This window comes from Comamonas sp. FUJ_7 (genome assembly GCF_057369555.1).
In genome coordinates this window covers 86,796-109,688 of sequence record NZ_JBXXZI010000009.1, presented here as the reverse complement: position 1 = coordinate 109,688, position 22,893 = coordinate 86,796, and the positions used below count along the sequence as shown (strand labels likewise).

Here is a 22,893-nt window from a genome sequence, read left to right as displayed (position 1 = left end):
AAGAGGGGGCAAATCTTTCAGTGCAGCACGCGCTTTTCAGTCATGGGCATGACTTCGCCGGGATCGGTGGTCTGCAGCACAAAGAGCGGAATCTCGCATTCGAAAGTTTCTCCCTCATGGGTGACGCACAGATAGCTGCCCTGCATGGTCCCTGTGGGAGTGCGCAGCTGGCAGCCGCTGCTGTATTCGAAGGACTCACCGGGCTGTAAGAGAGGCTGGCGGCCCACCACGCCCAGGCCCTTGACCTCTTCGACATGGCCCAGCTCATTGGTGATGATCCAGTGCCGCGCAATCAGCTGCGCCGGCACCTCACCGGTGTTGGTGATGGTGATGGAATAGGAAAACACATAGACACCGGCTGCCGGAGCGGATTGCTCGGGCAGGTAGGCGGGCTGGACTTGGACCAGAAACTCGTTCATTGGCATGGCGCAATGGTAACTGCGACAATTGCACCTCATGAGCCCCACCTACCGTATTGCCCCCTCCATCCTGTCAGCCGACTTTGCCCGTTTGGGCGAAGAAGTGCGCAACGTCATTGCTGCCGGTGCAGACTGGATCCACTTCGACGTGATGGACAACCATTACGTGCCCAACCTGACTTTCGGCCCCATGGTTTGCCAGGCCTTGAAGCCCCATGCAGTCACTCCCGATGGCAAGCCCGTGCCTATCGACGTACACCTGATGGTGCAGCCGGTGGACGATCTAGCCACTGCTTTTGCCAAGGCTGGTGCTGACTACATCAGCTTTCACCCCGATGCTTCGCAGCACGTGCACCGCAGCATCCAGAACATCAAGAGCCATGGCTGCAAGGCTGGCTTGACCTTCAACCCCGCCATGCCGCTGGATGTGCTGGACTGGGTGATTGAAGACATCGACCTGATCCTGTTGATGAGCGTGAACCCCGGTTTCGGGGGGCAAAGCTTTATTGATAGCACGCTGCGCAAGGTGGAAGACGCCCGCAAACGTATTGAAGCCTCTGGTAAGGATATCCGTCTGGAAGTGGATGGCGGCATCAAGGAAGCCAATATCCGCGCCGTGGCCGATGCTGGTGCCGACACCTTTGTGGCGGGCAGCGCCATCTTTGGCAAGCCGGACTACAAGTTGGTGATCGATCAGATGCGCAAGAACCTGGCCGCCTGAGCGAGCCGGAGAAACCCAAGGCCTGCATGGTCGCATCATGCAGGCCTTTTTTAACGTTTTTGGCTGCAAGCCTAATGCTGGAAAGCGCATGCAGCTATTGAATTGATAGTTGTATGAAGCTGACTCTGCCCGCACCTGCCCAAGCCCTTGAAATTGACGCCGTGATGGTCGATCTGGACGGCACCATGGTGAACACCTTGGGTGACTTTGCAGAATCGCTCAATCGCATGCTGGCGGACCTGCGACTGCCCGCGATCGCGCCCCAAGCCATTGAACACATGGTCGGCAAGGGCAGCGAGCATTTGATCCGCTCCGTGCTGGCCCATGTGGGCGCGCAGGATATTGACGCTCTGTATCCGCAAGCCTGGCAGCGTTATGAGCACCACTACCTGGACATCAATGGCCAGTTCGCCGATGTCTATCCGGGCGTGGTCGAGGGGCTGAACGCGTTGCAGGCTCAAGGTCTGCGCATGGCTTGCCTGACCAACAAACCCTTGTCCTTTGCCCTGCCCCTGCTGGCAACCAAGGGGCTGGATGGTTTTTTTGATTGCGTGTTTGGCGGTGACTCTTTCCCCCGCAAAAAGCCCGACCCCATGCCACTGCTTGAAACCTGCAAGGCGCTGGGCAGCTCTCCTGCACGCACGCTGATGGTGGGTGACTCCAGCAACGATGCCCAGGCAGCCCATGCGGCCGGCTGCCCTGTTGTGCTGATGACTTATGGCTACAACCATGGGTTGCCCATTACTGCTGTGGATGCTAGCGCTCACCTGAGCTCGCTTTCGCAGCTTGCTGTGTGATGGGGTGAAGTTGTATGCATTTCTGGCAGGAATGAGTGCGGATAAGCTTATTTGGTAGAGTCTTTGACTTTGTTTTAACCATGTCGGAGCACCGCTGAGGTGCATGTCCGGCAGAGAACGAAGGGGGACTCACGCCACATGCACGGACTGCACCTGACCGCCGACCTTTACCAATGCTCTGGCGACGAGCGCTATATGCTCGACGCCGACGCCATTGCTCAACTGTGCCGCGACCAGACCGCGGCCTCTGGTCTGACTCTGGTGGATGACACCTGGGTAAAGTTCCCGCCATACGAAGGTCAACCTGGCGGGGTGACTGGCACGGTGCTGCTGGCAGAGTCTCATCTGGCAATCCACACCTGGCCGGAGACCGGCAGCGTCACCATCGACGTATATGTCTGCAACTTCTCCGATGACAACTCCGGCAAGGCGCGTCAGTTGATGGAGGGCGTGATCACTGCGTTCGCGCCCAAGCGCGTGCTGCGTCAGCATTTGATGCGGGGCGATATCAGCATGGCTACGGCCTGCGACAAGGCGGCCCAGGAGCAGCAGCCCGAGACCGATGCCAACTGGGTGCAGGAGCAGCTCACGCCCAACAGCCGCTTTGGCTATCGCGCTACGGCCACTGAAAAGCGTCAGACCCCGTTCCAGAAGCTGGAGCTGCTGGAGACGTTGGAATTCGGCAAGGTGCTGCGCCTGGATGGGCGCTTCATGACCTCCGAAAAAGAGGAGTTTTTCTACCACGAAGCCATGGTGCATCCTGCGGCCATGGCCCACCCCGCGCCGCGCAAGGCCTTGATTCTGGGCGGCGGTGATGGTGGTGCTGCGGAAGAATTGCTCAAGCACCCCAGTATTGAACGCGTGGTGCTGGCTGAGCTGGATGAGACCGTTGTCCAGTTCTCGCGTGAGCACTTGCAGGCCGTGCATCGCGGTGCACTGGATGACCCGCGTGTGCAGGTCAGCATCGGCGATGGCATGGCGCTGGTGGATAGCACGGATGAACGCTTTGATCTGGCCTTCATGGACCTGACCGACCCGGATACCCCCGCCAGCGCGCTGTATGCCTCAGAGTCGCTGGCCCGCATGAAGCGCGTGCTGACGCCGGATGGAGCCTTGGTGCTGCACCTGGGCAGCCCTGTCTTTCATGGCGCACAAGTTGCGGAGCTGGCGCGCAGCCTGCGCGAGCAGTTTGAAGTCGTGCGTTGCTACGGCCTCTACATTCCTCTGTACGGTGCCTACTGGGGGCTGGCGGTGGCCTCTGACCGCCTGGACCCTTTGCAGCTGACAGAAAAGCAGGTGGCAGAGCGTTTGCAGCAGCGCAAGGTGCAGGATCTGCAGTACTACAACGCGCAAACGCACGGCGGCCTGTTTGCGCTGCCGGGCTATTACCGCGACCTGTTGGCACCGCAATATCGCATGCTGTAAGGCTTGGCTTGCCGGACAGCGCTAGCTGGTCTTGCCCAGCAGCGCCTTCTTCAACTGCTGGTCTGCCGGTTGAGGCCCCAGCCAGATGCCCAGCAGGGCGTTGAAGAACTCCGGCTCCTTGAAGGCCTCGCCTTGCGGCTGACCTTTGACGGAAACCAGGGTGCCTTGTCCTGGAACCCAGTCCACCGTGAAGTTCTCCCCGGTATGCAGCTTTTTGTGCTGTGTGAAGATATCGCTCATGCGCATGACGCCGGGGATCAGCTTGGAGAAGGCTGAGCGCTCCATGTTGTCCTCCATGCCGCGAGAGAACAACTTGCCCAGCTCGGCGGAGTCAATGTCACGCAGCATGGTGACGCTGATGCGTTTGGGGCCGGGCAGTGCAGCAATGTCTTGCAGACTGTGCGCTGGCTTTTCCAGGTACAGACCGGCGGTATAGACCTTGAACACGGCTTTGTAGCGCGTGCCTGCGCCATTGAGCTGCAAAGGCTTGCCCTGCAGTTGCAGGGACGGCGCATAGCTGATGCCGTGGATATGGAGTGGCTTGGCTGGCGAATCCTGCGCCAGTGCGACAGAGCTGGTCAGCGCTGTGGCCAGTAGCAGCGCAGGACCTAGGCGAGAGCGGTGCATGGGTGTCTCCTCGTGATTTCTGGTCAGGCGGCTTTGTTGGCGGCCTTGGGTGCTTTGCGCCAAGGCGCTGCCGGTTGGGAGGTGTATGTTTGAATTTGTCAGCAATGCCTGCAATCAGGACTCTCCCCAGCATGTGAGTCTTTGCACTCTGGAGCTTTTGCGTTGTGTAAAAAAGCGGTGGCTCTTGGGCTGCCGCTGTATGCGCTACACTGTCCCAATCATGTTCATTCATCGCACGTTCAATGCAGGTTGTGGAGACCGGGGAGCCTGGCCCTGGCGTAAGCCTGCACATTTGAACTGCTGAAGCACTCCGGTACGAGCCCGGCGTGCACCCGCGGCCTATATGCTTTTGGGCATATCTCACAGGCCAACTGGAATGAACCGGCGCATCTCCCCAAGCACTCTTGCTTCCCCTGCTTTTGACACGCAAACCCAGCAGGTATGCCATGCGCCCTGACTCCCGGAGCTTCTCCCGTGATCACGGAACTGGAATTCAAATCTCTTGCGGCCCAAGGCTATAACCGCATCCCCTTGTTGACCGAGGCCTTTGCCGACCTCGAAACCCCGCTCTCTCTCTACCTCAAGCTCGCCCATGCCAATGGCGATGGCAAGTACAGCTTCTTGCTGGAATCCGTCGTCGGTGGTGAGCGCTTTGGCCGCTACAGCTTTATCGGCCTGCCCGCCCGCAGCTTTGTACGAGCCTCGGGCTTTGGCGCTGAAGCCAAAACCGAAGTCGTGACGGATGGCGCCGTGGTCGAGACCGCCAGTGGCAACCCGCTGGACTTTATTGCTGCCTATCAAAAGCGCTTCAAGGTCGCGATTACGCCCGGTATGCCGCGCTTTTGCGGTGGTCTGGCCGGCTACTTCGGCTATGACGCCGTGCGCTACATCGAGAAGAAGCTCGAGAGCAGCTGCCCGCCCGATTCGTTAGGCACGCCCGACATCATGCTGCTGCAGTGCGAAGAAGTGGCCGTCATCGACAACCTCTCGGGCAAGCTCTACCTCATCGTCTATGCCAACCCTGGCGAGGCCGAAGCCTATACCCGTGCCAAAAAGCGTCTGCGTCAGCTCAAGGACCAACTGCGCTATTCGGTCAGCGCACCGCAGATTCGCGCCGGCGAGAGCTACCCTGCAGAGCGCAGCTTTGACAAGCAGGACTATCTGGATGCGGTGCAAAAGGCCAAGGAGCTGATTGCCGCAGGCGACTTCATGCAAGTGCAGGTGGGCCAGCGCATTCACAAGCGTTTCACAGCCTCGCCGCTGAGCCTGTACCGCGCGCTGCGCTCGCTCAACCCCAGCCCTTACATGTACTTCTACCATTTCGGTGATTTCCATGTGGTGGGGGCCAGCCCCGAGATTCTGGTGCGCCAAGAGACTACGCCCGACGGCGAAAAGGTGACGATTCGTCCGCTGGCCGGCACACGCCCCCGTGGCAACACGCCCGAGGTGGACAAAGCGACCGAAAAAGAGCTGGTGGCCGATCCCAAGGAGCGAGCCGAGCACGTCATGCTGATTGATCTTGCGCGCAACGACATCGGCCGAATTGCCAAGACCGGCAGCGTAAAAGTGACCGAGGCTTTTGCGGTGGAGCGCTACAGCCACGTCATGCACATCGTCAGCAACGTCGAAGGCCTTTTGCAGGGCGGTATGGAGAACATGGACGTGTTCAAGGCCACCTTTCCCGCAGGTACGCTGACGGGGGCGCCCAAGGTGCATGCCATGGAGATCATCGACCAGCTCGAACCCACCAAGCGCGGCATTTACGGCGGCGCCTGCGGCTATCTGAGCTTTGCCGGCGACATGGATCTGGCGATTGCAATTCGCACCGGCGTCATCAAGGACAACGTGCTCTATGTGCAGGCCGCTGCCGGTGTGGTGGCTGATTCCGTGCCCGAGCTGGAGTGGAAAGAGACCGAGCACAAGGCCCGCGCCCTGCTGCGTGCTGCAGAACTGGTTGAGGAAGGTCTGGAATGAAGAGTGACCACCCCCTGAGGCACTGCGCGCCTTCCCCCTTGAAGGGGGACGACGGCCTTTGCTGCGGGGCGGCCCTTGCTGGCCGTCTCGCGCATAGTGCTGTGCTGGTATCCAGCGCCACGCGTGCTTTCCAAAGCTGTGGAGATATGAAGTGACTCGTTCAATTGATCTGGTGCAGCACTGCACCACCATGGAAGATGTGCGCCGCAATGTGAATGCGCTCGACGATGTGCTGGTGCCGCTGCTGGTCACGCGCATTGGCTATATGCAGCAGGCCGCGCGCATCAAGGGCGATGTGGGCCAGGTGCGCGATGAAGCGCGTATCGAAGCCATTGTCAGCCGTGTGCGTGAGCGCACGGTGGCGGAGGGCGGTCAGCCCGACGTGATGGAAGCTGTGTACCGCGAGTTGATGGAGGCCTGCATTGCTTACGAACACCAGGAATTTGCGCGTCTGCGCGGAAATTCTCACCAGGAGGGATGAGCATGAAACTGCTGATGATCGATAACTACGACAGCTTTACCTTCAACATCGTCCAGTACTTTGGTGAGCTGGGAGCCGAGGTGACCGTGGTGCGCAATGACGAAACCACGGTGGCCGAAGTCGAGGCGCTGATGGCGCGTGAAGGCATTGAGCGTCTGGTGATTTCGCCCGGCCCCTGCTCACCCAACGAGGCAGGCATTTCGGTCGGTGCCATCAAGCACTTTGCGGGCAAGCTGCCGATTCTGGGTGTCTGCCTGGGGCACCAGAGCATTGGCGCGGCCTTTGGCGGCGACATCATCCGTGCGGGCCAGCAGATGCATGGCAAGACCAGTGTGATCAGCACCGATCAGAAGGGCGTATTTGCCGATCTGCCCCAAGAGTTCACGGTCAACCGCTACCACTCGCTGGTGATTGACAAGAGCACGCTGCCGGATTGCCTTGAAGTGACTGCCACCAGCGAGGATGGTGAGATTCAGGGCGTACGTCATAAGACGCTGGCCATCGAGGGTGTGCAGTTTCACCCCGAAAGCATCCTGACCGAACATGGCCATGCCATGCTGAAGAATTTTTTGGAACAGAAATAACCGTTGAATGATTGATAGCTGCCAGCGCTTGTCACTGCTTGATTTCAGAATGAAAACGATAGGAAATCAATGCAGCTATTGCGTGAGCAGCTCTCAAAAGCATAGAAGGATATTGCAATGATTACCCCCCAAGAAGCGCTGCAGAGAACCATCGAGCACCGCGAAATCTTCCACGACGAAATGCTGCACCTGATGCGCCTAATCATGCGCGGCGAGTTGTCCCCCGTCATGACCGCGGCCATCGTCGTGGGCCTGCGGGTGAAGAAGGAAACCATTGGCGAGATCTCGGCCGCTGCCGAGGTGATGCGCGAGTTCTCCAACAAGGTGAACGTGCACGATAAGACGCACCTGGTCGATATCGTGGGCACCGGCGGTGACGGCGCCAACACCTTCAACATCTCCACTTGCTCCACCTTTGTGATTGCGGCAGCGGGCGGCAAGGTCAGCAAGCATGGCGGGCGCAGCGTCAGCAGCAAATCGGGCAGTGCCGATGCTATGGAAGCGCTGGGCGTCAACATCAACCTTGAATCGACGCGCATCGCCGATTGCATTCGCGATGTGGGCATTGGTTTCATGTTCGCGCCCAACCATCATCCGGCCATGAAGAACGTGGCGCCCGTGCGCAAGGAGCTGGGTGTGCGCACCATCTTCAATATTCTGGGGCCGCTGACCAATCCGGCATCGGCCCCCAATATTCTGATGGGCGTGTTCCACGAAGATCTGGTCGGTATTCAGGTGCGTGCGCTGCAGCGCCTGGGCGCCGAGCATGCGCTGGTGGTCTATGGCCGCGACGGTCTGGACGAAATCAGCCTGGGAGCAGGCACGCTGGTTGGTGAGCTCAAAGACGGCGTGGTACGCGAATACGAAATTCATCCCGAGGACTTTGGTCTGCGCATGTCCAGTACGCGCTCGCTCAAGGTCGAGAACCCCGAAGAATCCAAAGCCATGCTGATGGGCGTGCTGAAAGGTGAGCAAGGCCCGGCGCGCGACATCGTCTGCCTGAATGCAGGCGCGGCGCTGTATGCGGCCAATGTGGCCAGCTCGATTGCAGATGGGCTGGTGCGTGCTCAGAAGGCCATTGACAGCGGTGCGGCACTGGCCAAGCTCCATGAGCTGGTGGGCTACACCCAAAAGCTGAGCACTGCGGCATGAGTCTGCTCGATGCTCCTATCTGGAACGATGCCGGCACCTGGATTGTGCTGGGCATCTCTTTGCTGTTCATCGTGGTTGGCATCATCATGCACCGCGTCATCATGAAGGTATTGCGCGCCCCTGCGGATGACGCAAGCAACAAGGAAAACCATGTCTGACATTCTGAAAAAAATCTGCGACGTCAAAGTTCAGGAAGTGGCAGCCGCCAAGAAGGCCGTGCCATTTTCCGAGATGCGCCGCGATGCGGAAAGCCGCGTCTCCACGCGTGATTTCGTGGGGGCCATCCGCGCCAAGATCGCCAAGGGTCAGGCGGGCGTGATTGCCGAGGTGAAAAAGGCCAGCCCCAGCAAGGGCGTGATTCGCGCCGACTTTGACCCCGCCGACATTGCCCAGAGCTATATGGTGGGCAACGGCAAGATCAGCGCAGCCTGCCTGTCGGTGCTGACCGATCGCCAGTTCTTTCAGGGCCAGCCCGATTACCTGAAGCAGGCGCGCGCAAGCACGCTGCTGCCGGTGCTGCGCAAGGACTTTATGGTCGATCCCTACCAGATCTACGAGTCGCGTGTGATGGGCGCCGACTGTGTGCTGCTGATCGCTGCCTGCCTGGATGACGCGCAAATGGCGGAGATGGAGCAGATTGCGCACAGCCTGGACATGGATGTGCTGGTGGAGGTGCACGATGGCGAAGAGCTGCAGCGCGCCCTCAAACTCAAGACACCGCTGGTGGGCATCAACAACCGCAATCTGCGCACGTTTGAGGTCGATATTCAGACCACGATTGCGCTCAAGAAGGATGTGCCGGCCGATCGTCTGCTGGTGACCGAGTCCGGCATCATGACGCCGGCCGATGTGAAGACCATGCGCGATGCGGGCATTGATGCCTTTTTGGTGGGCGAGGCCTTTATGCGTGCTCGCGAGCCAGGCGAGGCACTGGCCAAGCTGTTTCAGTAAGCGATGGGTGCAGGGCAGGCTCAGGCCAGCAGCTGCACGTCGGCATCCAGAAAATAGCCAGCGCCACGCTTGGTCTTGAGCAAGGTGGGAGTGCGGCTGGATGCCTCGATCTTGCGACGCAGGCGCAGCATTTGCACATCAATGGCGCGGTCAAAGACATCGTCTTCGGCCTGTGTCATGTCCATGATTTGCTCGCGGCTCATGATTTGCTTGGGGCATTTGAGCATGGCGAGCAGCAGGGAGAACTCGGTCTTGGTCAGGCCCACTTCTTGCCCAGCATCGCTGATCAGGCTGCGCGAGCGCAGGCGCAGCTCCCAATGAGCAAACCGAAAGCCTTGTGGGCCCAGGTTGAAAGCGGAGCGCGCAGAAGTGAAGAAAGCCTGAGCTGCCGATGTGTGGGAATGACTGGTGGACGATGTTTGCATGAATAACTCCTTGTTAGCCTGAGCCATCAAGTGGTTGGCTATGTTGGTGTCGATTTTTTTGCAAATTGTCAGAATTTGTCACTCACTGAAATCAGGTATTTTGATGACGAAAAATAAGCAAAAACCCTTGGCTTTCCATCTGAATGCCGAGGGGAGCTGAAAGAATTGCGCAATGAATGACATCAACCAAGGTGCAAACCCCATGGCTTCTGCTGCAGCGCAGCAGTTGCTGAGTGCTGACCCCGCAAACTGGCGGGTAGCGCCTGGCTGGCAGGCGATAGTGGATGCTTTTTTTGCCGGAGCTACTGGGGGCAGGGTGCTGCAATTTTTGAAGCAAAGAATCGATGCTGGTGCTGTGATTTTTCCGCCAAGTCCTTTGAGGGCTTTAGAGCTGACACCGCCCGAGGAGGTACGTGTCGTCATCTTGGGGCAGGACCCCTATCACGGACGTGGACAGGCTGAAGGCTTGGCATTTTCCGTGGCACCTGGTGTTCGGGTACCGCCTTCGCTGCAAAACATCTTCAAGGAAATGCAGCGTGATCTGGGGACTCCATTCCCTGCTTTTCCTCATCCGGGTGGTAGCTTGGTGAGCTGGGCCCAGCATGGTGTCTTGCTGCTCAATACCTGCTTGACGGTGGAGGAGGGGCAGGCGGCAAGCCATGCCAAAAAAGGTTGGGAGGAGTTGACGGACGCCATTATCCGGCAGGTTGCTGAGCAGGGGCGCCCAACGGTATTCATGCTCTGGGGTGCACATGCCCAGTCCAAGCGCGCTTTCATCCCTCAGGATCGTGGGCACTTAGTGCTTATGAGCAATCACCCCTCACCACTCTCGGCTCTGCGTCCACCGGTTCCATTTATCGGCAATGGGCACTTTGGCAAGGCTAGGGAGTTCAAGGTCAAACACGGCTATTGAGATGACCTAGGCTAAAGAAAATCGGCTTCAGCCTGAAGAGATTTCTGGTGTGCGGCTCAGCAGTCCCTTATGAAAATAAAAAACCGCGTGCTGCCACGCGGTTTTTGATGCGGATATTTTTGCCTTACCAGGGCATGGCCTTGCGAATACGGGCGAGTTTTTCGGCTTGCTCGGGTGAAGACTCTTTTGCGGTACGCACTGCCTGACGGATGAAAACAAACAGCAGCAGCACGAAACCGGTAGCAACTGCGCTGCCAATTGCAAGCAAGGATTTTTTCGGTTTGATGGACTGCTCGGGCAGAGTGGGCATCTGAATCACATCGTCTTGATCCAAGCCAGCGAGGCGGCGCTCCATATCCAGAATGGCGCGCTGGCGAGTGCTATTGGCGGCGAGCAGCTCGCCGTAGAGGCGACTGGTTGCTTCGCTCATGCTTTTGCCGGATGCAAGATTAGCGGCAGTGTCATGTTCAAGCTTGACGGATTCTTGTAGACGCTCTTTTTCGGTCGCCAGCTGTATTTCCAGCTGCTTTTTTTCCAGACCCCGTGGCTTGCTGAGGGGAAATAAAGTGTCAAGCAGCGCTTGGTTCAACTTTTGAGCTGCTTCGGGGGATCTCGCCTGCGTCTCAATGCTCAGCAGCTTGTCCTGCTTGCCGACGCTGACACTGATGCGCTTGCTTAATTTGTTATAGATTTCTTCGGCAGTGAGCTTGTCGTCCAGTCCGGCAACTGGTGCAATTTGATGCAGCACGTCTGCTGATACCGCCAAGCTGGCGGCAATGGGGGCGGTAAAGCTTGATCCTGCGCGCTCAACCTGAACCGATGAGCTACTTTCGAAGGTCTTGGGAATGACAAAGCCAATGCCATATGCCGCAATACCCGCAAGCAATGGCGCAAAAACTAAAAGCTTCCAGTTCTCCGCCAGTGTGACCAGCAGATCCAGTAGGTCGAGCTCTTCATCCTGTGGGTTTTGGTTTTGTATTTCCATTGAATGTTTATGAATGAACAAGTAATTCGATTAAACCTGTAAATCTACCACCTGGCACTGATGCACCCGTGCATTTCATGTAACGCTTTCTTTTGAATTCATGAAATGCACAGGTGTGGTACAGCCAATCAGCGTTTGCGCTCCAGCAGCATGGAGTCTCCATAGCTGAAGAAGCGGTAGTGCTGGGCAATGGCGTGCTGGTACATGTTCATGATGTGTTCGTAACCGGCAAACGCGCTGACCAGCATCATCAGTGTGCTCTTGGGCAAGTGGAAGTTAGTGATCAGCATGTCGACCACCTGGTACTGAAAGCCCGGTGTGATGAAGATGCTGGTATCGCCGCTGATATTGCCGTATTTCGCCCAGGATTCCAGTGTTCGAACGGTAGTCGTTCCCACAGCGACGATACGGCCCCCCCTCTTGCGGCAGCGCTCCATGGCCGCCAGTGTGGGCAGGGGGATGTCGTACCACTCGCTGTGCATGGTGTGCTCGGCGATGTTTTCGGTCTTCACTGGCTGGAAGGTGCCGGCTCCTACGTGCAGGGTGACGCTGGCGCGCTCCACGCCCTTTGCTTCGAGAGCAGCGAGCACTGTCTCGTCAAAGTGCAGGGCGGCAGTGGGAGCGGCTACGGCGCCAGGGTGGGCAGCAAACACGGTTTGATAGCGTTCGCTGTCTTCTTTTTCGTCAGGGTCGTGCTCTGCGTTTTGCTGGCGCTCGATATACGGAGGCAGCGGCAGGTGACCAAACTGCTCCAGCAAGTCGTAAGGGGACTCTGCGTTGTTGCCTTTGAAGGCAAGGTGGAAGAGGGGCCCGTTTTCGTCAGGCCAGCGGCCTAGCAGCGTGGCTTCAAAGCCGCCGTTCTTGAGGCCACCGCACAGGTGAATTTTGGCGCCGGGCAAGGGCTTCTTGCTCACGCGCATATGGGCGACAACTTCGTTGTTCTGCAGCACGCGCTCGACCAAGAGCTCGATTTTGCCGCCGCTGGCTTTCTCGCCAAAGATACGGGCCTTGATGACCTTGGTGTCGTTGAAGACCAAGAGATCGCCCGGTTGCAGCAGATCTGGCAGCTCGCGGAAGATGCGGTCGGTAGGGGGGAGGCTGCGGCCATCAAGCAGGCGCGAGGCGCTGCGAACGGCTGTGGGATGCTGGGCAATCAGGGATTCGGGCAGGTCGAAGTCGAAATCGCTGAGAGTGAATTCACGGGTGCAGGAAGACATGTGCTGCTTGAGGGCCGTACGGGGCCCGTTCCAAGTTCAATCAAACAAGGGGCTGATTGTCGCAAATCGGTATTAGGGCTGCCCGACTCAGGGCTGTGTGGCACTGAGGGGAGTCCAGAGGTCTTCGAGGTTGCGAAACGGCCAGTCGCAAGGATCTTCGCGACCGATGATTGCGTTGCTGGCATGGGGGGGCGGCAAGGTCCACGATCTCAGGGGTGATGCGGCGCTTTTGCTGGAGGCAATAAAAGCGCCGCACTTGAGGCGTCAAGAGACGGGACTGAGAGTTATCCGTCACCACTGCCAGATGCTGCGATTGAAGCCGTACCAGCGATCCCAGAGGGTAGATACCAATGGTCTGAACAAACTGCTCAAAGATGGCTTTGTCGAAGTGCTGGGGTGCCCATTGCGCCATGCGCTGCAGGGCGATTGCCGGTGGCCAGGCTTTTTTGTAAGGACGATCTGAGGTGACAGCGTCATAGATATCGGAGACGGCCGTCATGCGGGCGAGCAGTCCGATCTCGTCGAGTTTCAAGCCATCGGGGTAGCCACTGCCATCGACTTTTTCGTGATGATGCAGACAGGCGTCGGTGATCGCTTCATCCAGCCCTTGAGGCTGCAGAATTTCATAGCCCCTGCGAGGGGGGGACTTCATGATGTCCCATTCCTGGGCGTCCAAGGCGCCAGGCTTGTTCAGCACCTCCAGTGGAATCTGCGTTTTGCCAATGTCGTGCATCAGCCCTGCCCTGCCTGCTTGATGGCTCTGGTGCTCGTTCAGACCCATGCGGCGGGCCAGGCCAATCATGAGAGCGCACACAGCGATGCTATGCATATAGGAGTAGTTGTCCGCAGTCTTCAAGCGCGCCAGGCTGATCAGTGCATGTGGATTGCGCTGAATGGACTGCGTCATCTCTTCGACCAGCAGGCCGGATACAGGAAGGTCCACGGGATGACCAAGGCGTACATCGTGAAGCATGTCCTTGAGGACATCACAAGCCTGGTTGATGATTTGCTGGGCCGGCTGCAACTCCACGCGGGTTGACGTGGGCGAGACCTGTGCTGCAGGAGGGGGGCAGTTTTTGTATTGGGGGCGGCTGCAAGCTCCACTGTTTCTGCATCGGAGTCAAGATTCGCTCCCTTGCTGGTATCAATCCACACTTGGCGAACAGTGGTGGCGAGCAGCCGCTCCAGGTCGCGTGGTTGATCGAGGAGAAAGCGGGAACGCAAAAAAGGATGTTCCATCCACGAGCCGCAAAACCCATGCACAAACATTCCTAGACGCAGATGCTCAACATTGACTCGCTTCAACATGCTATTGATGGAAACAAAAGGTAACAAAAAAGGATGTGAGCGATTTTGAGGAGCCCTCGCTAACGGCCCGCTGTCGTAAACTCGAACATGCTGTACATACATACACTGTTTATTCCGCAAACACAGTGTAGATAAGGAGCGTGAGTTGTCTGTGTCAAAAAAGCCTGCCGAGGAGTCCAAGCCTGCTGTCAAGCGCAGCGGCACTCGCGTCAAAAAGGCCGATGCAGACAAGGCGGTCACACCTAAAAAGACGATCAGCCCTGCACAGCAGGCGTTGCAGAAGATGGGGCTGACACGCGATATCGACTTGGCTTTGCATCTGCCCTTGCGCTACGAGGATGAGACGCGCATCGTGGCGCTGAAAAATGCCCGCGACGGCGACACTGTTCAGATAGAGGCAACCGTCACGCACAGCGAAGTGCAACTGAGGCCTAGGCGCATGCTCAAGGTCACGGTGGATGATGGCACTGGCACTTGTGTGCTGACGTTCTTTAGCTTCTACCCCTCACAGCAAAAGACCATGGCTCCCGGGGCACGTCTGCGTATCCGAGGCGAGGTCAAGGGCGGCTTCTGGGGGAGGCAGATGATGCATCCTGCTTTTCGGGTGGCTGGCGGCGAGCTACCGACGGCCTTGACGCCCGTCTACCCCGCAACGGCAAGCCTGCCCCAGGCTTATCTGCGCAGGGCCATTGCATCGGCCTTGTTGCGCGCAGACCTCTCGGAGACTTTGCCGCCGGGACAAGAGCCACCGATTGCTCAGTTTTATAGTGAAAATGGGCTGCAGGCAGCGTATGACCTGCGCAATGCGCTTACTTTTCTGCATCATCCGACACCCGATGTGGCCCTGGTGACGCTGGAAGATCATTCGCACCCGGCCTGGCAGAGGCTCAAGGCAGAGGAGCTGCTGGCGCAGCAGCTCTCGCAGTACGAGGCCAAGCGTGAGCGGGCTAGGCTGCGTGCGCCACAGCTTAGGCCGCAGGCAGGTCTACAAGGGCTGACGCAGCAATTCCTGGCCCAACTGCCCTTTGGCTTGACGGGGGCGCAGCAGCGCGTAGTGGCTGAAATCTGTGCCGATATGGAACGCCATGTGCCCATGCACCGCCTGCTGCAAGGGGATGTCGGGTCCGGCAAGACCGTGGTGTCTGCTTTGGCTGCGGTGGCCTGTATTGAGGCCGGCTGGCAATGCGCGCTGATGGCACCCACGGAAATTTTGGCCGAGCAGCACTTCGGAAAGATGGTGGGCTGGCTGGAGGCTTTGCTTGCCCCTTTGGGCAAGAAAGTCGCCTGGCTGGCGGGCGCGCAGAAAAAGAAAGAGCGCGCTGAAATGCTGGCGCTGGTTGCCAGCGGTGAAGCGGCCTTGGTCGTGGGCACCCATGCTGTGATTCAGGAGCAGGTGCAGTTCAAGAACCTGGCTCTGGCCGTGATTGATGAGCAGCACCGCTTTGGCGTGGCGCAGCGACTGGCGCTGCGGCAAAAGCTGGCGGCAACAGGGCTTGAGCCGCATATGCTGATGATGAGCGCGACGCCCATTCCACGTACGCTGGCCATGAGCTATTACGCCGACTTGGATGTCTCCACTATCGATGAGCTGCCGCCGGGGCGAACTCCCATTGTCACCAAGCTGATTTCGGACAGCCGCAAGGATGAGGTGATCGAGCGCATTGGCGCACAGGTTGCCAGTGGGCGGCAGGTGTATTGGGTCTGCCCACTGATCGAGGAGAGCGAGGCGCTGGATTTGTCCAACGCCACGGCGACCCACGAATATTTGAGTGAAATGCTGCCGGGCGTCATGGTCGGTCTGCTTCACTCGCGCATGCCGGTGGCGGAGAAAAAAGCCGTGATGGAGCTGTTCACCGCCGGTGTCATGGGGGTGCTGGTGTCCACCACCGTGATCGAGGTGGGGGTGGATGTGCCCAACGCCAGTTTGATGGTGATCGAGCATTCCGAGCGCTTTGGGCTCTCGCAGCTGCACCAGCTGCGCGGCCGGGTTGGCCGAGGAGCTGCTGCATCGGCCTGCGTCCTGCTGTATTCCGTCAACGACAACGGACGGCTGTCGGATACCGGCAAAGAACGACTGCGAGCGATGGCAGAGACCAATGACGGCTTTGAAATCGCCCGGCGTGACCTGGAAATTCGTGGCCCGGGAGAATTTCTGGGAGCCAGGCAGTCAGGAGCGCCCATGCTGCGTTTTGCCGATCTGGAGCAAGACATATTGCTGCTGGACTGGGCCCGAGAGCTGGCACCGCGCATGCTGGAGCAATATCCGGCACTGGCAGCACGCCATGTCAGTCGCTGGCTGGGGGGCAAGGCTGAATACCTGAAGGCTTAGGTGGGCTGACGCATGTTCTGGTGAGGGGGAAGGGATCTGATCTCTTGCCTGGCTCAGGCTTGATGGCGCCTCTTGGGGGCAAATACCCGCAAAGCATTGGCGATGCTGCTTTTGCTCATGTGTTTGTAATTTCTGGTGGGGTCGATCTGTGTTTGAATGCACTCCATTAGATGAATCAATGCTGTTATTGGTGAACTGCATCACCGACTATTTATGACGCTTACCGAATTGAAGTACATCGTGGCTGTAGCACGGGAAAAGCACTTTGGCAGAGCCGCCGAAGCTTGTTATGTTTCCCAGCCTACGTTGTCCGTGGCCATCAAGAAGCTGGAAGAGGAGCTTGACGTCAAGATTTTCGAGCGCAGCGCTGGCGAGGTTTCGGTCACCACGCTGGGCGAGGAAATCGTGCGCCAGGCACAAAGCGTGCTGGAGCAGGCCAACGAGATCAAGGAAATTGCCAAGCGCGGCAAGGATCCGCTGTCAGGCGTTCTGACCCTGGGCGTGATCTACACCATTGGCCCTTATCTGCTGCCAGATCTGGTGCGCAACTCCATCAATATGACGCCGCAGATGCCATTGATGCTGCAGGAGAACTTCACCGTCAAGCTGCTGGAGATGCTGCGCACGGGCGAAATCGACTGTGCCATCATGGCCGAGCCTTTCCCGGATACCGGGCTGGCGCTGGCACCGTTGTATGACGAGCCCTTCATGGCAGCCGTGCCCAGCACCCACCCGCTGGCGGCGAAAAAAAGCGTTTCCACCTCCGAACTCAAGAACGAGACCATGCTGCTGCTGGGCGCGGGCCACTGCTTTCGCGACCATGTGTTGGAGGTCTGCCCCGAGTTTGCGCGCTATGCCAGCAACTCTGAAGGCATTCGCCGCACGTTTGAAGGCTCCTCGCTGGAAACCATCAAATACATGGTAGCTGCAGGCATGGGTGTGACTCTGGTGCCGCGCCTGTCCGTGCCGGAAGAGGCGCTGGTCACGACCGAGCGCCGTCGCCGTGCCGATGAGCCTCATATTCGCTATCTGCCCATCCATGAAGAGGATGGTATTGCGCCCCCCACACGCCGTGTGGTTCTGGCGTGGCGCCGCAGCTTTACCCGCTATGAAGCCATTGCCGCCTTGCGCAATGCGGTGTATGCCAGCCCGCTGCCGGGGGTGAAGCGACTGTCGGAGTAAGCGTGGCTTCAGCGGCTCGATGAGGGCGGGAGTCTGGATTCGTTAAACATGAAAGGTGAGTGCATGACCAAGCAAGGCAAGGACAAATCGCAGAAACAGAAGTCGGACGCTACGCCGCAGATGCCCGCAGGCATCCACATCGGCATCAGCGACGAGGATCGCGCCGCCATCGCCAAGGGGTTGTCGGCGCTGCTGGCCGACACCTACACGCTGTACCTGACCACGCACAACTTCCACTGGAATGTCACGGGACCCATGTTCAACACGCTGCACACCATGTTCATGGCGCAGTACACCGAGCTGTGGAATGCCGTGGATCCCGTGGCCGAGCGCATCCGCGCACTGGGCCACCATGCGCCCGGCTCCTATGCCCAATTCGGCAAGCTCACCAGCCTGCCCGATGCACCGGCGCAGCCGCCCAAGGCTCTGGAGATGGTGCGCATTCTGGTACAAGGCCATGAGGCCGTGGCGCGCACGGCCCGCCAGCTGTTTCCCCGTGCCGCCAAGGCCGGAGACGAGCCCACGGCAGATCTGTTGACACAGCGCCTGGCCGTGCACGAGCAGACCGCCTGGATGCTGCGCTCCCTGCTTGAGGAGTGAGCTGCTTACAGTCCCCCGTTCTTGCGAACTACCCAAGCCCTGACGGGCCTGCCTCCAAAGGCCCGTCAGGGCTTGGTCGCTTTTGCACCTGAAAGGAATGCCTGTGTTTTCTGCGACAACTTCCGTGGTCCTGCTGGCGCAGTGGGTGGACAGCCATGCCATCTGGGCGTTGCTGCTGTTGTTGCTGCTCGCGGCCGGCCGCATGGCTGTGGCAGGACCGCAGAGCGGACTTCAGGCTGGATGGCGGCTGGCTGATGGCGGTGGCAGCACTGGCGGCTGTGCTTCTGGCCCTGCTGAGCCTGGTCGTGGGCCTGTGGCTGCTGTGGCTGCTGTGGCTGCTGTGGCAGCGCCAGGGTCTGCAGTTGCTGAACTGGGTGGTGGCCGTTGCGGGCACCGGTCTGTGGGTAGGTTTCATCAAGGCGACCATGCAGCGCATGCATCTGCTGAACGGACTGGTGCATGAGGCCGGCTTCAGCTTTCCCTGCGGCCATAGCGCCGGTACGGCCGCGATTTTCGGCATGCTGGCCTGGTTGGCGGCACGTCGTCTGTCGCCGCGCTGGCGGGCGGGGGTGTTTGCGGTGGCGGTGCTGCTGGCCCTGAGCATAGGCCTGAGCCGCGTGCTGTTGTCCGTGCACCATGCCAGCGATGTGATGGCAGGTCTGTGCCTGGGTCTGGGCTGGACGGCTCTGCTGCTCTGGTTGACAGACCGTGTCGAGCATGGGGACAGTACCATCGCGCCGCCACAGGCCAAGGCACAATTACCGCTGCGCTGACCGTGGCCTGCGGGCCCGGTCCTGAACCCCTGCTTTCCGGAACCCCTCCCATGTCCGCCTCCATTCCTGCTTCGTCGCGCTCCAAGCTGTCGCTGTATCTGGATCTGATTCGTTTTGACCGTCCTGCCGGCTGGCTGGTGCTGGTCTGGCCCACGCTGGTGGCGCTGTGGGTGGCCTCCAATGGTTTTCCGGGCTGGCATCTGCTGATCGTCTTTGTGCTGGGAACGGTGCTGATGCGCAGTGCGGGCTGCACCATCAACGACATTGCAGACCGCGACTTTGACAAGCACGTCAAGCGCACTACGCAGCGCCCCATCACCAGCGGACAGATCAGCGTCAAGGAGGCGGCCATGGTGGGTCTGGTGCTCACGCTGGTCTCGTTCGGACTGGTTCTGTCCACGCGCTGGGAGGCCGTGGCCTGGTCGGTGCCTGCGGTGCTGTTCACCATCCTCTACCCATTCACCAAGCGCTTTTTTTCCATGCCCCAGGCCTTTCTGGGCATTGCCTTCAACTTCGGCATCGTGATTGCGTTTGCGGCGGTGATCGGCGAGGTCAACGCCACGGCCTGGACGCTGTGGCTGGCCAATATGTTTTTGGTGCTGGCCTATGACACCGAATACGCCATGGTCGATCGCGACGATGACCTGAAGATCGGCATGAAGACTTCGGCCATCACCCTGGGCCGCTTTGATGTGGCGGGCGTGATGGGCTTTTTCATGCTGTGCTGGGGCCTGATCGCCTGGGTGCTGGCACCGTATCAGCTGGGCTGGCCCTTCTGGCTGGGCATGGCCGTGGCGGCAGCGCAGATCGCCTGGCACTACACGCTGATTCGCCATCGCACCCGTGAGGGCTGCTTTGTTGCCTTTAGCAAGAGCCACTGGATCGGGGCCAGTATTTTTGCGGGCGTAGCCCTTGGGTTCTTGCTGAAGTGATCTCGCTGTGAACTTGTAAAGATGTAGCGCTTACCGCTGGATGGATAATGACTTCAGAGTGTTTTGTATCTGAAATCATTACCAATCGAGCGCAAGCAGCTATCAAAAAAGGCTTCTGCAATATCGCAGAAGCCTTTTTGTTTGGGGGCGTGGTTGCTTAGCGGCCAAACTCGGCGGCCAGCTCCTGCGCACGGATCTGGGCCTGGCGCATGGCTTCAATGAAATGCTCAGGCAGCTTCTGCGCTTGCATATGGGTGATGGCGGCGTACGTGGTGCCGCCCTTGCTGGTCACGCGCTCGCGCAGTGTTGCGGCGCTCTCTGTGGAGCGGGCGGCCAGCTCGGCACCACCGGCAAAGGTGGCCACGGCCAACTGGTAGCTTTGCTCGGCGCTTAGACCCATGTTGACGCCGGCCTGCGTCATGGCTTCCAGGAACAGAAACACATAGGCGGGGCCGGAGCCGGACAGGGCCGTCACGGCGTCCAGCTGCTCTTCCTTGTCCACCCACGTGAATTCGCCCGTGCTGCCGATCACGGCTTCGATCAGGGCCTTGCCTGCGGTATCGACTTCGGGGCGGGCGAACAGGCCGGTCATGCCCTTGCCCACCAGCGCTGGCGTGTTGGGCATGGCACGCACGATGCGCTGCGTGCCAATCCAGCTGGCGATGCTGTCGGTGGTGATGCCGGCGGCCACGCTCAGGTGCAGGGCGCTACCGGTGAAAGCGGCTACGGGCGCCGCAGCTTCCTTGAAGCTCTGGGGCTTGACGGCCCAGACCACGAGTTGCGCTTTTTGCAGTGCGTCGGTGGCAGCGGGCAGGGCTTCAATGCCGAAGTTGGTTTTCAGCGCTTCGCGCGCAGCTTCAAAAGGCTCGACCACAATGATGCTGCTGGCCGGAACACCCTGGCGGATCAGCCCGCCCATGATGGCGCTGGCCATATTGCCGCCGCCGATAAAGGCAATGGGAGGGAAAGCGGTTTGCGAGGTGTTCGTCTGGCTCATGGTCTTGTGATGGAGTCTGCAAAAAGAGGTTGCCGGCAACTATAAACCCGCAGCGCAACTACCTGTTTCTTGCCGCAGCGCCACAAACTGCGTGACTTCGGCGGGGTTGAAGTTGTTGTCGCTGACCAGCAGCAGCACGCGGCGGCCATCGGGCAGGGGCGGGCCCCAGCTCATGCCCTCGATGTTGTCCACCGATTGCAGGCCTGTGTCAGCCAAGTCCAGCACTAGCGTTTTTGATAGCGCTTGAGGAAGGCCTGGATTGAGTTGCGGCATGTTGAGCGTGTTGACTGCTGATTGCGTGCTGATGCGGTAGATGCGAGCCCCAAAGTGCAGCGGCGGCGCAAAGGATCGCTCCAGCACCAGCAGGTGCTCAGGCCCGTCGGCCAATATTTCACTGACGCCGTTGAGCGCTCTGCGCTTGATCCACAGGTCGGTGGGCAAAGCATCGGGCTGATAGGCGAGCTGGCGCAGCGGCTGGCGCGTGGCTGTGTCATAGGCGGTGATGCGGATGGGGCCGCCGGCTTTGCCGGGGGCGGGCATGGGGCCATCCTGCTTGAGTGGGGCTTCCATGGCCGTCCACAGCGTGCGGCCGTCGTCGCTGAGCGCCATGCCTTCCAGCGTGAAGTTGTTGCGTGGACCTTCGGCTTTGTGGGAGCTCAAGGCGTGGCCGGGTGGCAGCGGCCATTCTTGCTGCCAGTGGCCATCGGTGCTGGATTGAATCAGCTGCGGGCCAAAGCCACGCGCAAAGTCGCCCTCCGAGCTCCAGAGCAAAGACTGCCCGCCGGGCAGTACGCGCAGTGCTTCGGCATCGGGTGTGGCAATGCCGGACTCAGGCGTTTTGCTGCTGGCAAAGGGCTTTTGCTTTGGGCTCAGCAGGCGCGTGGCACTTTGCAGGCTGACCTCATGCAGCCCGGCAGCGTCATAGCGAATGCGGGCGGTGTAGACGCGCGCTGCATCGTGGCCCGAGCGGTCATCGCTGATCAGGTAGTACAGGCCGCTGCTGTGGTCGTAATCCATCCCGGACAGGCCCCCCACCGTGGTGCCGGCAAATTGCAGATCATGGGGCCAGCGCAGCTCGCCCAGCAGCGTCCACGGGGTGGCTTCAGGGCTGCTGCAGATCACCTGCTGGCGCTGTGGCCCCGCAGCGCAGCCGGCCAGCAAGGCCAGGCCGCTCGTCAGCAGCAAGGCTGACAGCGAGAAGTTGAGTCGTGGATTGTTCACATTTATGTCTTGTGCGCTTCTGGCTGCACTTTTTAAGATGCTCGGCGGTGCGCTTGGTACGGCGCAGGGCCGTATGGACTGCATCCATCGAAGAGGGGAGAGTAATCATGGCATCCAATGTCAAAAAATGGTCAGCGGAGTTTCTGGGGACCTTCTGGCTCACGTTTGGTGGCTGCGGCAGCGCGGTGCTGGCGGCGGCCTTTCCGGAGGTGGGCATTGGCCTGCTGGGCGTGTCTTTGGCGTTCGGCTTGACGGTGCTGACCGGCGCTTACGCATTCGGCCCTGTTTCTGGCGGCCACTTCAACCCTGCGGTCTCCGTGGGGCTGATGGTGGCAGGGCGCTTTCGTGCGGCAGAGCTGCCGGGCTACATCATCGCGCAGGTGCTGGGCGCGATTGCCGCCGCCGCAGTGCTGTACCTGATTGCCACGGGCAAGGCTGGTGCCAATGTGACCGATCTGGCTACCAACGGCTTTGGCGATCATTCACCCGGCAAGTTCAATATGACGGCCGCACTGGTGACCGAGGTGGTGCTGACGGCGGTGTTCCTGCTGGTGATTCTCGGCTCCACCACCAAAAAGGCTGCGGTGGGCTTTGCGGGCATGAGCATTGGCCTGTGCCTGACGCTGATCCACCTGATCTCGATTCCCGTGACCAATACTTCGGTCAACCCTGCACGCAGCACCGGTCCAGCGCTGTTCGGCCCTTCGATTGCGCTGGAGCAGTTGTGGCTGTTTTGGCTGGCGCCTATCGTGGGAGCGATCATTGGCGCGCTGATTCACAAGGCGCTGCTGGGTGATGACGACTGACCGCCTCTGAAGGGTGCGCAAAAAAGGGATGCAATGGCATCCCTTTTTTGGTTTTTTTGCCTTCTGGCGCTTAT

24 protein-coding genes and 2 pseudogenes are annotated in these 22,893 nt (G+C 59.5%); 17 read left to right on the top strand and 9 right to left on the bottom strand.

Annotation, left to right across the window (positions count from 1 at the left end):
- Positions 1-17 precede the first annotated feature (17 nt).
- Positions 18-425 carry a Co2+/Mg2+ efflux protein ApaG gene (gene apaG / locus AC2I9W_RS14350; RefSeq protein ID WP_486410602.1) on the bottom strand — a complete coding sequence of 136 codons (408 nt, stop codon included), beginning with the start codon at positions 423-425 and terminating at the stop codon, positions 18-20.
- A 31-nt stretch (positions 426-456) separates the two neighbouring features.
- Between apaG and rpe the strand changes: the two genes are divergently transcribed.
- The 4 genes and pseudogenes from rpe (at position 457) to speE (ending at position 3,362) form a co-directional block, all read left to right on the top strand.
- A complete protein-coding gene (rpe, locus tag AC2I9W_RS14345) occupies positions 457-1,140 on the top strand; it encodes a ribulose-phosphate 3-epimerase (RefSeq protein ID WP_486410601.1) in 684 nt (227 codons plus the stop codon).
- A gap of 113 nt (positions 1,141-1,253) precedes the next feature.
- Positions 1,254-1,937: a phosphoglycolate phosphatase gene (gph, locus tag AC2I9W_RS14340; RefSeq protein WP_486410600.1), complete on the top strand. Its 684-nt coding sequence runs from the start codon at positions 1,254-1,256 to the stop codon at positions 1,935-1,937.
- 138 nt (positions 1,938-2,075) lie between these two features.
- Positions 2,076-2,429 (top strand): annotated as a pseudogene (gene speD / locus AC2I9W_RS14335) (adenosylmethionine decarboxylase); the annotation flags it as partial.
- Positions 2,430-2,432: 3 nt separating this feature from the next.
- Positions 2,433-3,362, top strand: coding sequence for a polyamine aminopropyltransferase (gene speE / locus AC2I9W_RS14330; protein ID WP_486410663.1), 930 nt, complete (start codon positions 2,433-2,435; stop codon positions 3,360-3,362).
- A gap of 21 nt (positions 3,363-3,383) precedes the next feature.
- Here the strand turns inward: speE and AC2I9W_RS14325 are convergent, their stop codons facing one another.
- Complete coding sequence (locus AC2I9W_RS14325) at positions 3,384-3,989, bottom strand: chalcone isomerase family protein (protein WP_486410599.1); 606 nt, start codon at positions 3,987-3,989, stop codon at positions 3,384-3,386.
- Between the two features lie 474 nt (positions 3,990-4,463).
- Here AC2I9W_RS14325 and trpE point away from each other — a divergent pair, with 474 nt between their 5' ends.
- The 6 genes from trpE to trpC all read left to right on the top strand — a co-directional run bounded on the left by trpE (position 4,464) and on the right by trpC (position 9,131).
- Positions 4,464-5,963 carry an anthranilate synthase component I gene (gene trpE / locus AC2I9W_RS14320; protein WP_486410598.1) on the top strand — a complete coding sequence of 500 codons (1,500 nt, stop codon included), beginning with the start codon at positions 4,464-4,466 and terminating at the stop codon, positions 5,961-5,963.
- A gap of 151 nt (positions 5,964-6,114) precedes the next feature.
- The gene (locus tag AC2I9W_RS14315) at positions 6,115-6,444 is read left to right on the top strand and encodes a chorismate mutase (protein ID WP_486410597.1); all 330 of its coding nucleotides are present in this window, start codon (positions 6,115-6,117) and stop codon (positions 6,442-6,444) included.
- A 2-nt stretch (positions 6,445-6,446) separates the two neighbouring features.
- Positions 6,447-7,028 (top strand): anthranilate synthase component II, encoded by a 582-nt coding sequence (locus tag AC2I9W_RS14310; RefSeq protein WP_486410596.1) that lies wholly within the window; start codon positions 6,447-6,449, stop codon positions 7,026-7,028.
- Between the two features lie 111 nt (positions 7,029-7,139).
- Positions 7,140-8,180, top strand: a complete 1,041-nt coding sequence (gene trpD, locus AC2I9W_RS14305; RefSeq protein WP_486410662.1) for an anthranilate phosphoribosyltransferase — start codon at positions 7,140-7,142, stop codon at positions 8,178-8,180.
- The gene (locus tag AC2I9W_RS14300) at positions 8,177-8,338 is read left to right on the top strand and encodes a hypothetical protein (protein WP_201742896.1); all 162 of its coding nucleotides are present in this window, start codon (positions 8,177-8,179) and stop codon (positions 8,336-8,338) included. The genes trpD and AC2I9W_RS14300 overlap by 4 nt, the downstream gene beginning before the upstream one ends.
- A complete protein-coding gene (trpC, locus tag AC2I9W_RS14295) occupies positions 8,331-9,131 on the top strand; it encodes an indole-3-glycerol phosphate synthase TrpC (RefSeq protein WP_486410595.1) in 801 nt (266 codons plus the stop codon). The genes AC2I9W_RS14300 and trpC overlap by 8 nt, the downstream gene beginning before the upstream one ends.
- A 20-nt stretch (positions 9,132-9,151) precedes the next feature.
- Here trpC and AC2I9W_RS14290 read toward each other — a convergent pair whose 3' ends face one another.
- A complete protein-coding gene (locus tag AC2I9W_RS14290) occupies positions 9,152-9,556 on the bottom strand; it encodes a winged helix-turn-helix domain-containing protein (RefSeq protein WP_486410594.1) in 405 nt (134 codons plus the stop codon).
- Positions 9,557-9,758: 202 nt separating this feature from the next.
- Here AC2I9W_RS14290 and AC2I9W_RS14285 point away from each other — a divergent pair, with 202 nt between their 5' ends.
- A complete protein-coding gene (locus AC2I9W_RS14285; RefSeq protein WP_486410661.1) occupies positions 9,759-10,469 on the top strand; it encodes a uracil-DNA glycosylase in 711 nt (236 codons plus the stop codon).
- A gap of 124 nt (positions 10,470-10,593) precedes the next feature.
- Here the strand turns inward: AC2I9W_RS14285 and AC2I9W_RS14280 are convergent, their stop codons facing one another.
- The 4 genes and pseudogenes from AC2I9W_RS14280 to AC2I9W_RS14265 all read right to left on the bottom strand — a co-directional run.
- The gene (locus AC2I9W_RS14280; protein WP_486410593.1) at positions 10,594-11,454 is read right to left on the bottom strand and encodes a Wzz/FepE/Etk N-terminal domain-containing protein; all 861 of its coding nucleotides are present in this window, start codon (positions 11,452-11,454) and stop codon (positions 10,594-10,596) included.
- Between the two features lie 128 nt (positions 11,455-11,582).
- Positions 11,583-12,671 (bottom strand): tRNA preQ1(34) S-adenosylmethionine ribosyltransferase-isomerase QueA, encoded by a 1,089-nt coding sequence (gene queA, locus AC2I9W_RS14275; RefSeq protein WP_486410592.1) that lies wholly within the window; start codon positions 12,669-12,671, stop codon positions 11,583-11,585.
- A 40-nt stretch (positions 12,672-12,711) separates the two neighbouring features.
- On the bottom strand, positions 12,712-13,701 hold the full coding sequence (locus AC2I9W_RS14270; RefSeq protein ID WP_486410591.1) for an HD-GYP domain-containing protein: 990 nt from the start codon (positions 13,699-13,701) through the stop codon (positions 12,712-12,714).
- A gap of 38 nt (positions 13,702-13,739) precedes the next feature.
- Positions 13,740-13,979: pseudogene (locus AC2I9W_RS14265) on the bottom strand (DUF3391 domain-containing protein); the annotation flags it as partial.
- A gap of 145 nt (positions 13,980-14,124) precedes the next feature.
- Between AC2I9W_RS14265 and recG the strand changes: the two are divergent.
- The 5 genes from recG to ubiA all read left to right on the top strand — a co-directional run bounded on the left by recG (position 14,125) and on the right by ubiA (position 19,795).
- Positions 14,125-16,308, top strand: coding sequence for an ATP-dependent DNA helicase RecG (gene recG, locus AC2I9W_RS14260; protein WP_486410590.1), 2,184 nt, complete (start codon positions 14,125-14,127; stop codon positions 16,306-16,308).
- Positions 16,309-16,521: 213 nt separating this feature from the next.
- Positions 16,522-17,490 (top strand): LysR substrate-binding domain-containing protein, encoded by a 969-nt coding sequence (locus AC2I9W_RS14255; protein ID WP_486410589.1) that lies wholly within the window; start codon positions 16,522-16,524, stop codon positions 17,488-17,490.
- A 120-nt stretch (positions 17,491-17,610) separates the two neighbouring features.
- Positions 17,611-18,090 carry a Dps family protein gene (locus AC2I9W_RS14250; protein WP_486410660.1) on the top strand — a complete coding sequence of 160 codons (480 nt, stop codon included), beginning with the start codon at positions 17,611-17,613 and terminating at the stop codon, positions 18,088-18,090.
- A 254-nt stretch (positions 18,091-18,344) separates the two neighbouring features.
- Positions 18,345-18,863: a phosphatase PAP2 family protein gene (locus AC2I9W_RS14245; protein ID WP_486410588.1), complete on the top strand. Its 519-nt coding sequence runs from the start codon at positions 18,345-18,347 to the stop codon at positions 18,861-18,863.
- Between the two features lie 50 nt (positions 18,864-18,913).
- A complete protein-coding gene (ubiA, locus tag AC2I9W_RS14240) occupies positions 18,914-19,795 on the top strand; it encodes a 4-hydroxybenzoate octaprenyltransferase (RefSeq protein ID WP_486410587.1) in 882 nt (293 codons plus the stop codon).
- 157 nt (positions 19,796-19,952) lie between these two features.
- On the opposite strand, the gene proC is transcribed toward ubiA, so the two are convergent.
- Both proC and AC2I9W_RS14230 read right to left on the bottom strand, forming a co-directional pair.
- Positions 19,953-20,792 (bottom strand): pyrroline-5-carboxylate reductase, encoded by an 840-nt coding sequence (gene proC / locus AC2I9W_RS14235; RefSeq protein WP_486410586.1) that lies wholly within the window; start codon positions 20,790-20,792, stop codon positions 19,953-19,955.
- Positions 20,793-20,831: 39 nt separating this feature from the next.
- On the bottom strand, positions 20,832-22,013 hold the full coding sequence (locus AC2I9W_RS14230; RefSeq protein WP_486410585.1) for an esterase-like activity of phytase family protein: 1,182 nt from the start codon (positions 22,011-22,013) through the stop codon (positions 20,832-20,834).
- 107 nt (positions 22,014-22,120) lie between these two features.
- Here AC2I9W_RS14230 and aqpZ point away from each other — a divergent pair, with 107 nt between their 5' ends.
- A complete protein-coding gene (aqpZ, locus tag AC2I9W_RS14225; protein WP_486410584.1) occupies positions 22,121-22,819 on the top strand; it encodes an aquaporin Z in 699 nt (232 codons plus the stop codon).
- Positions 22,820-22,893 lie beyond the last annotated feature (74 nt).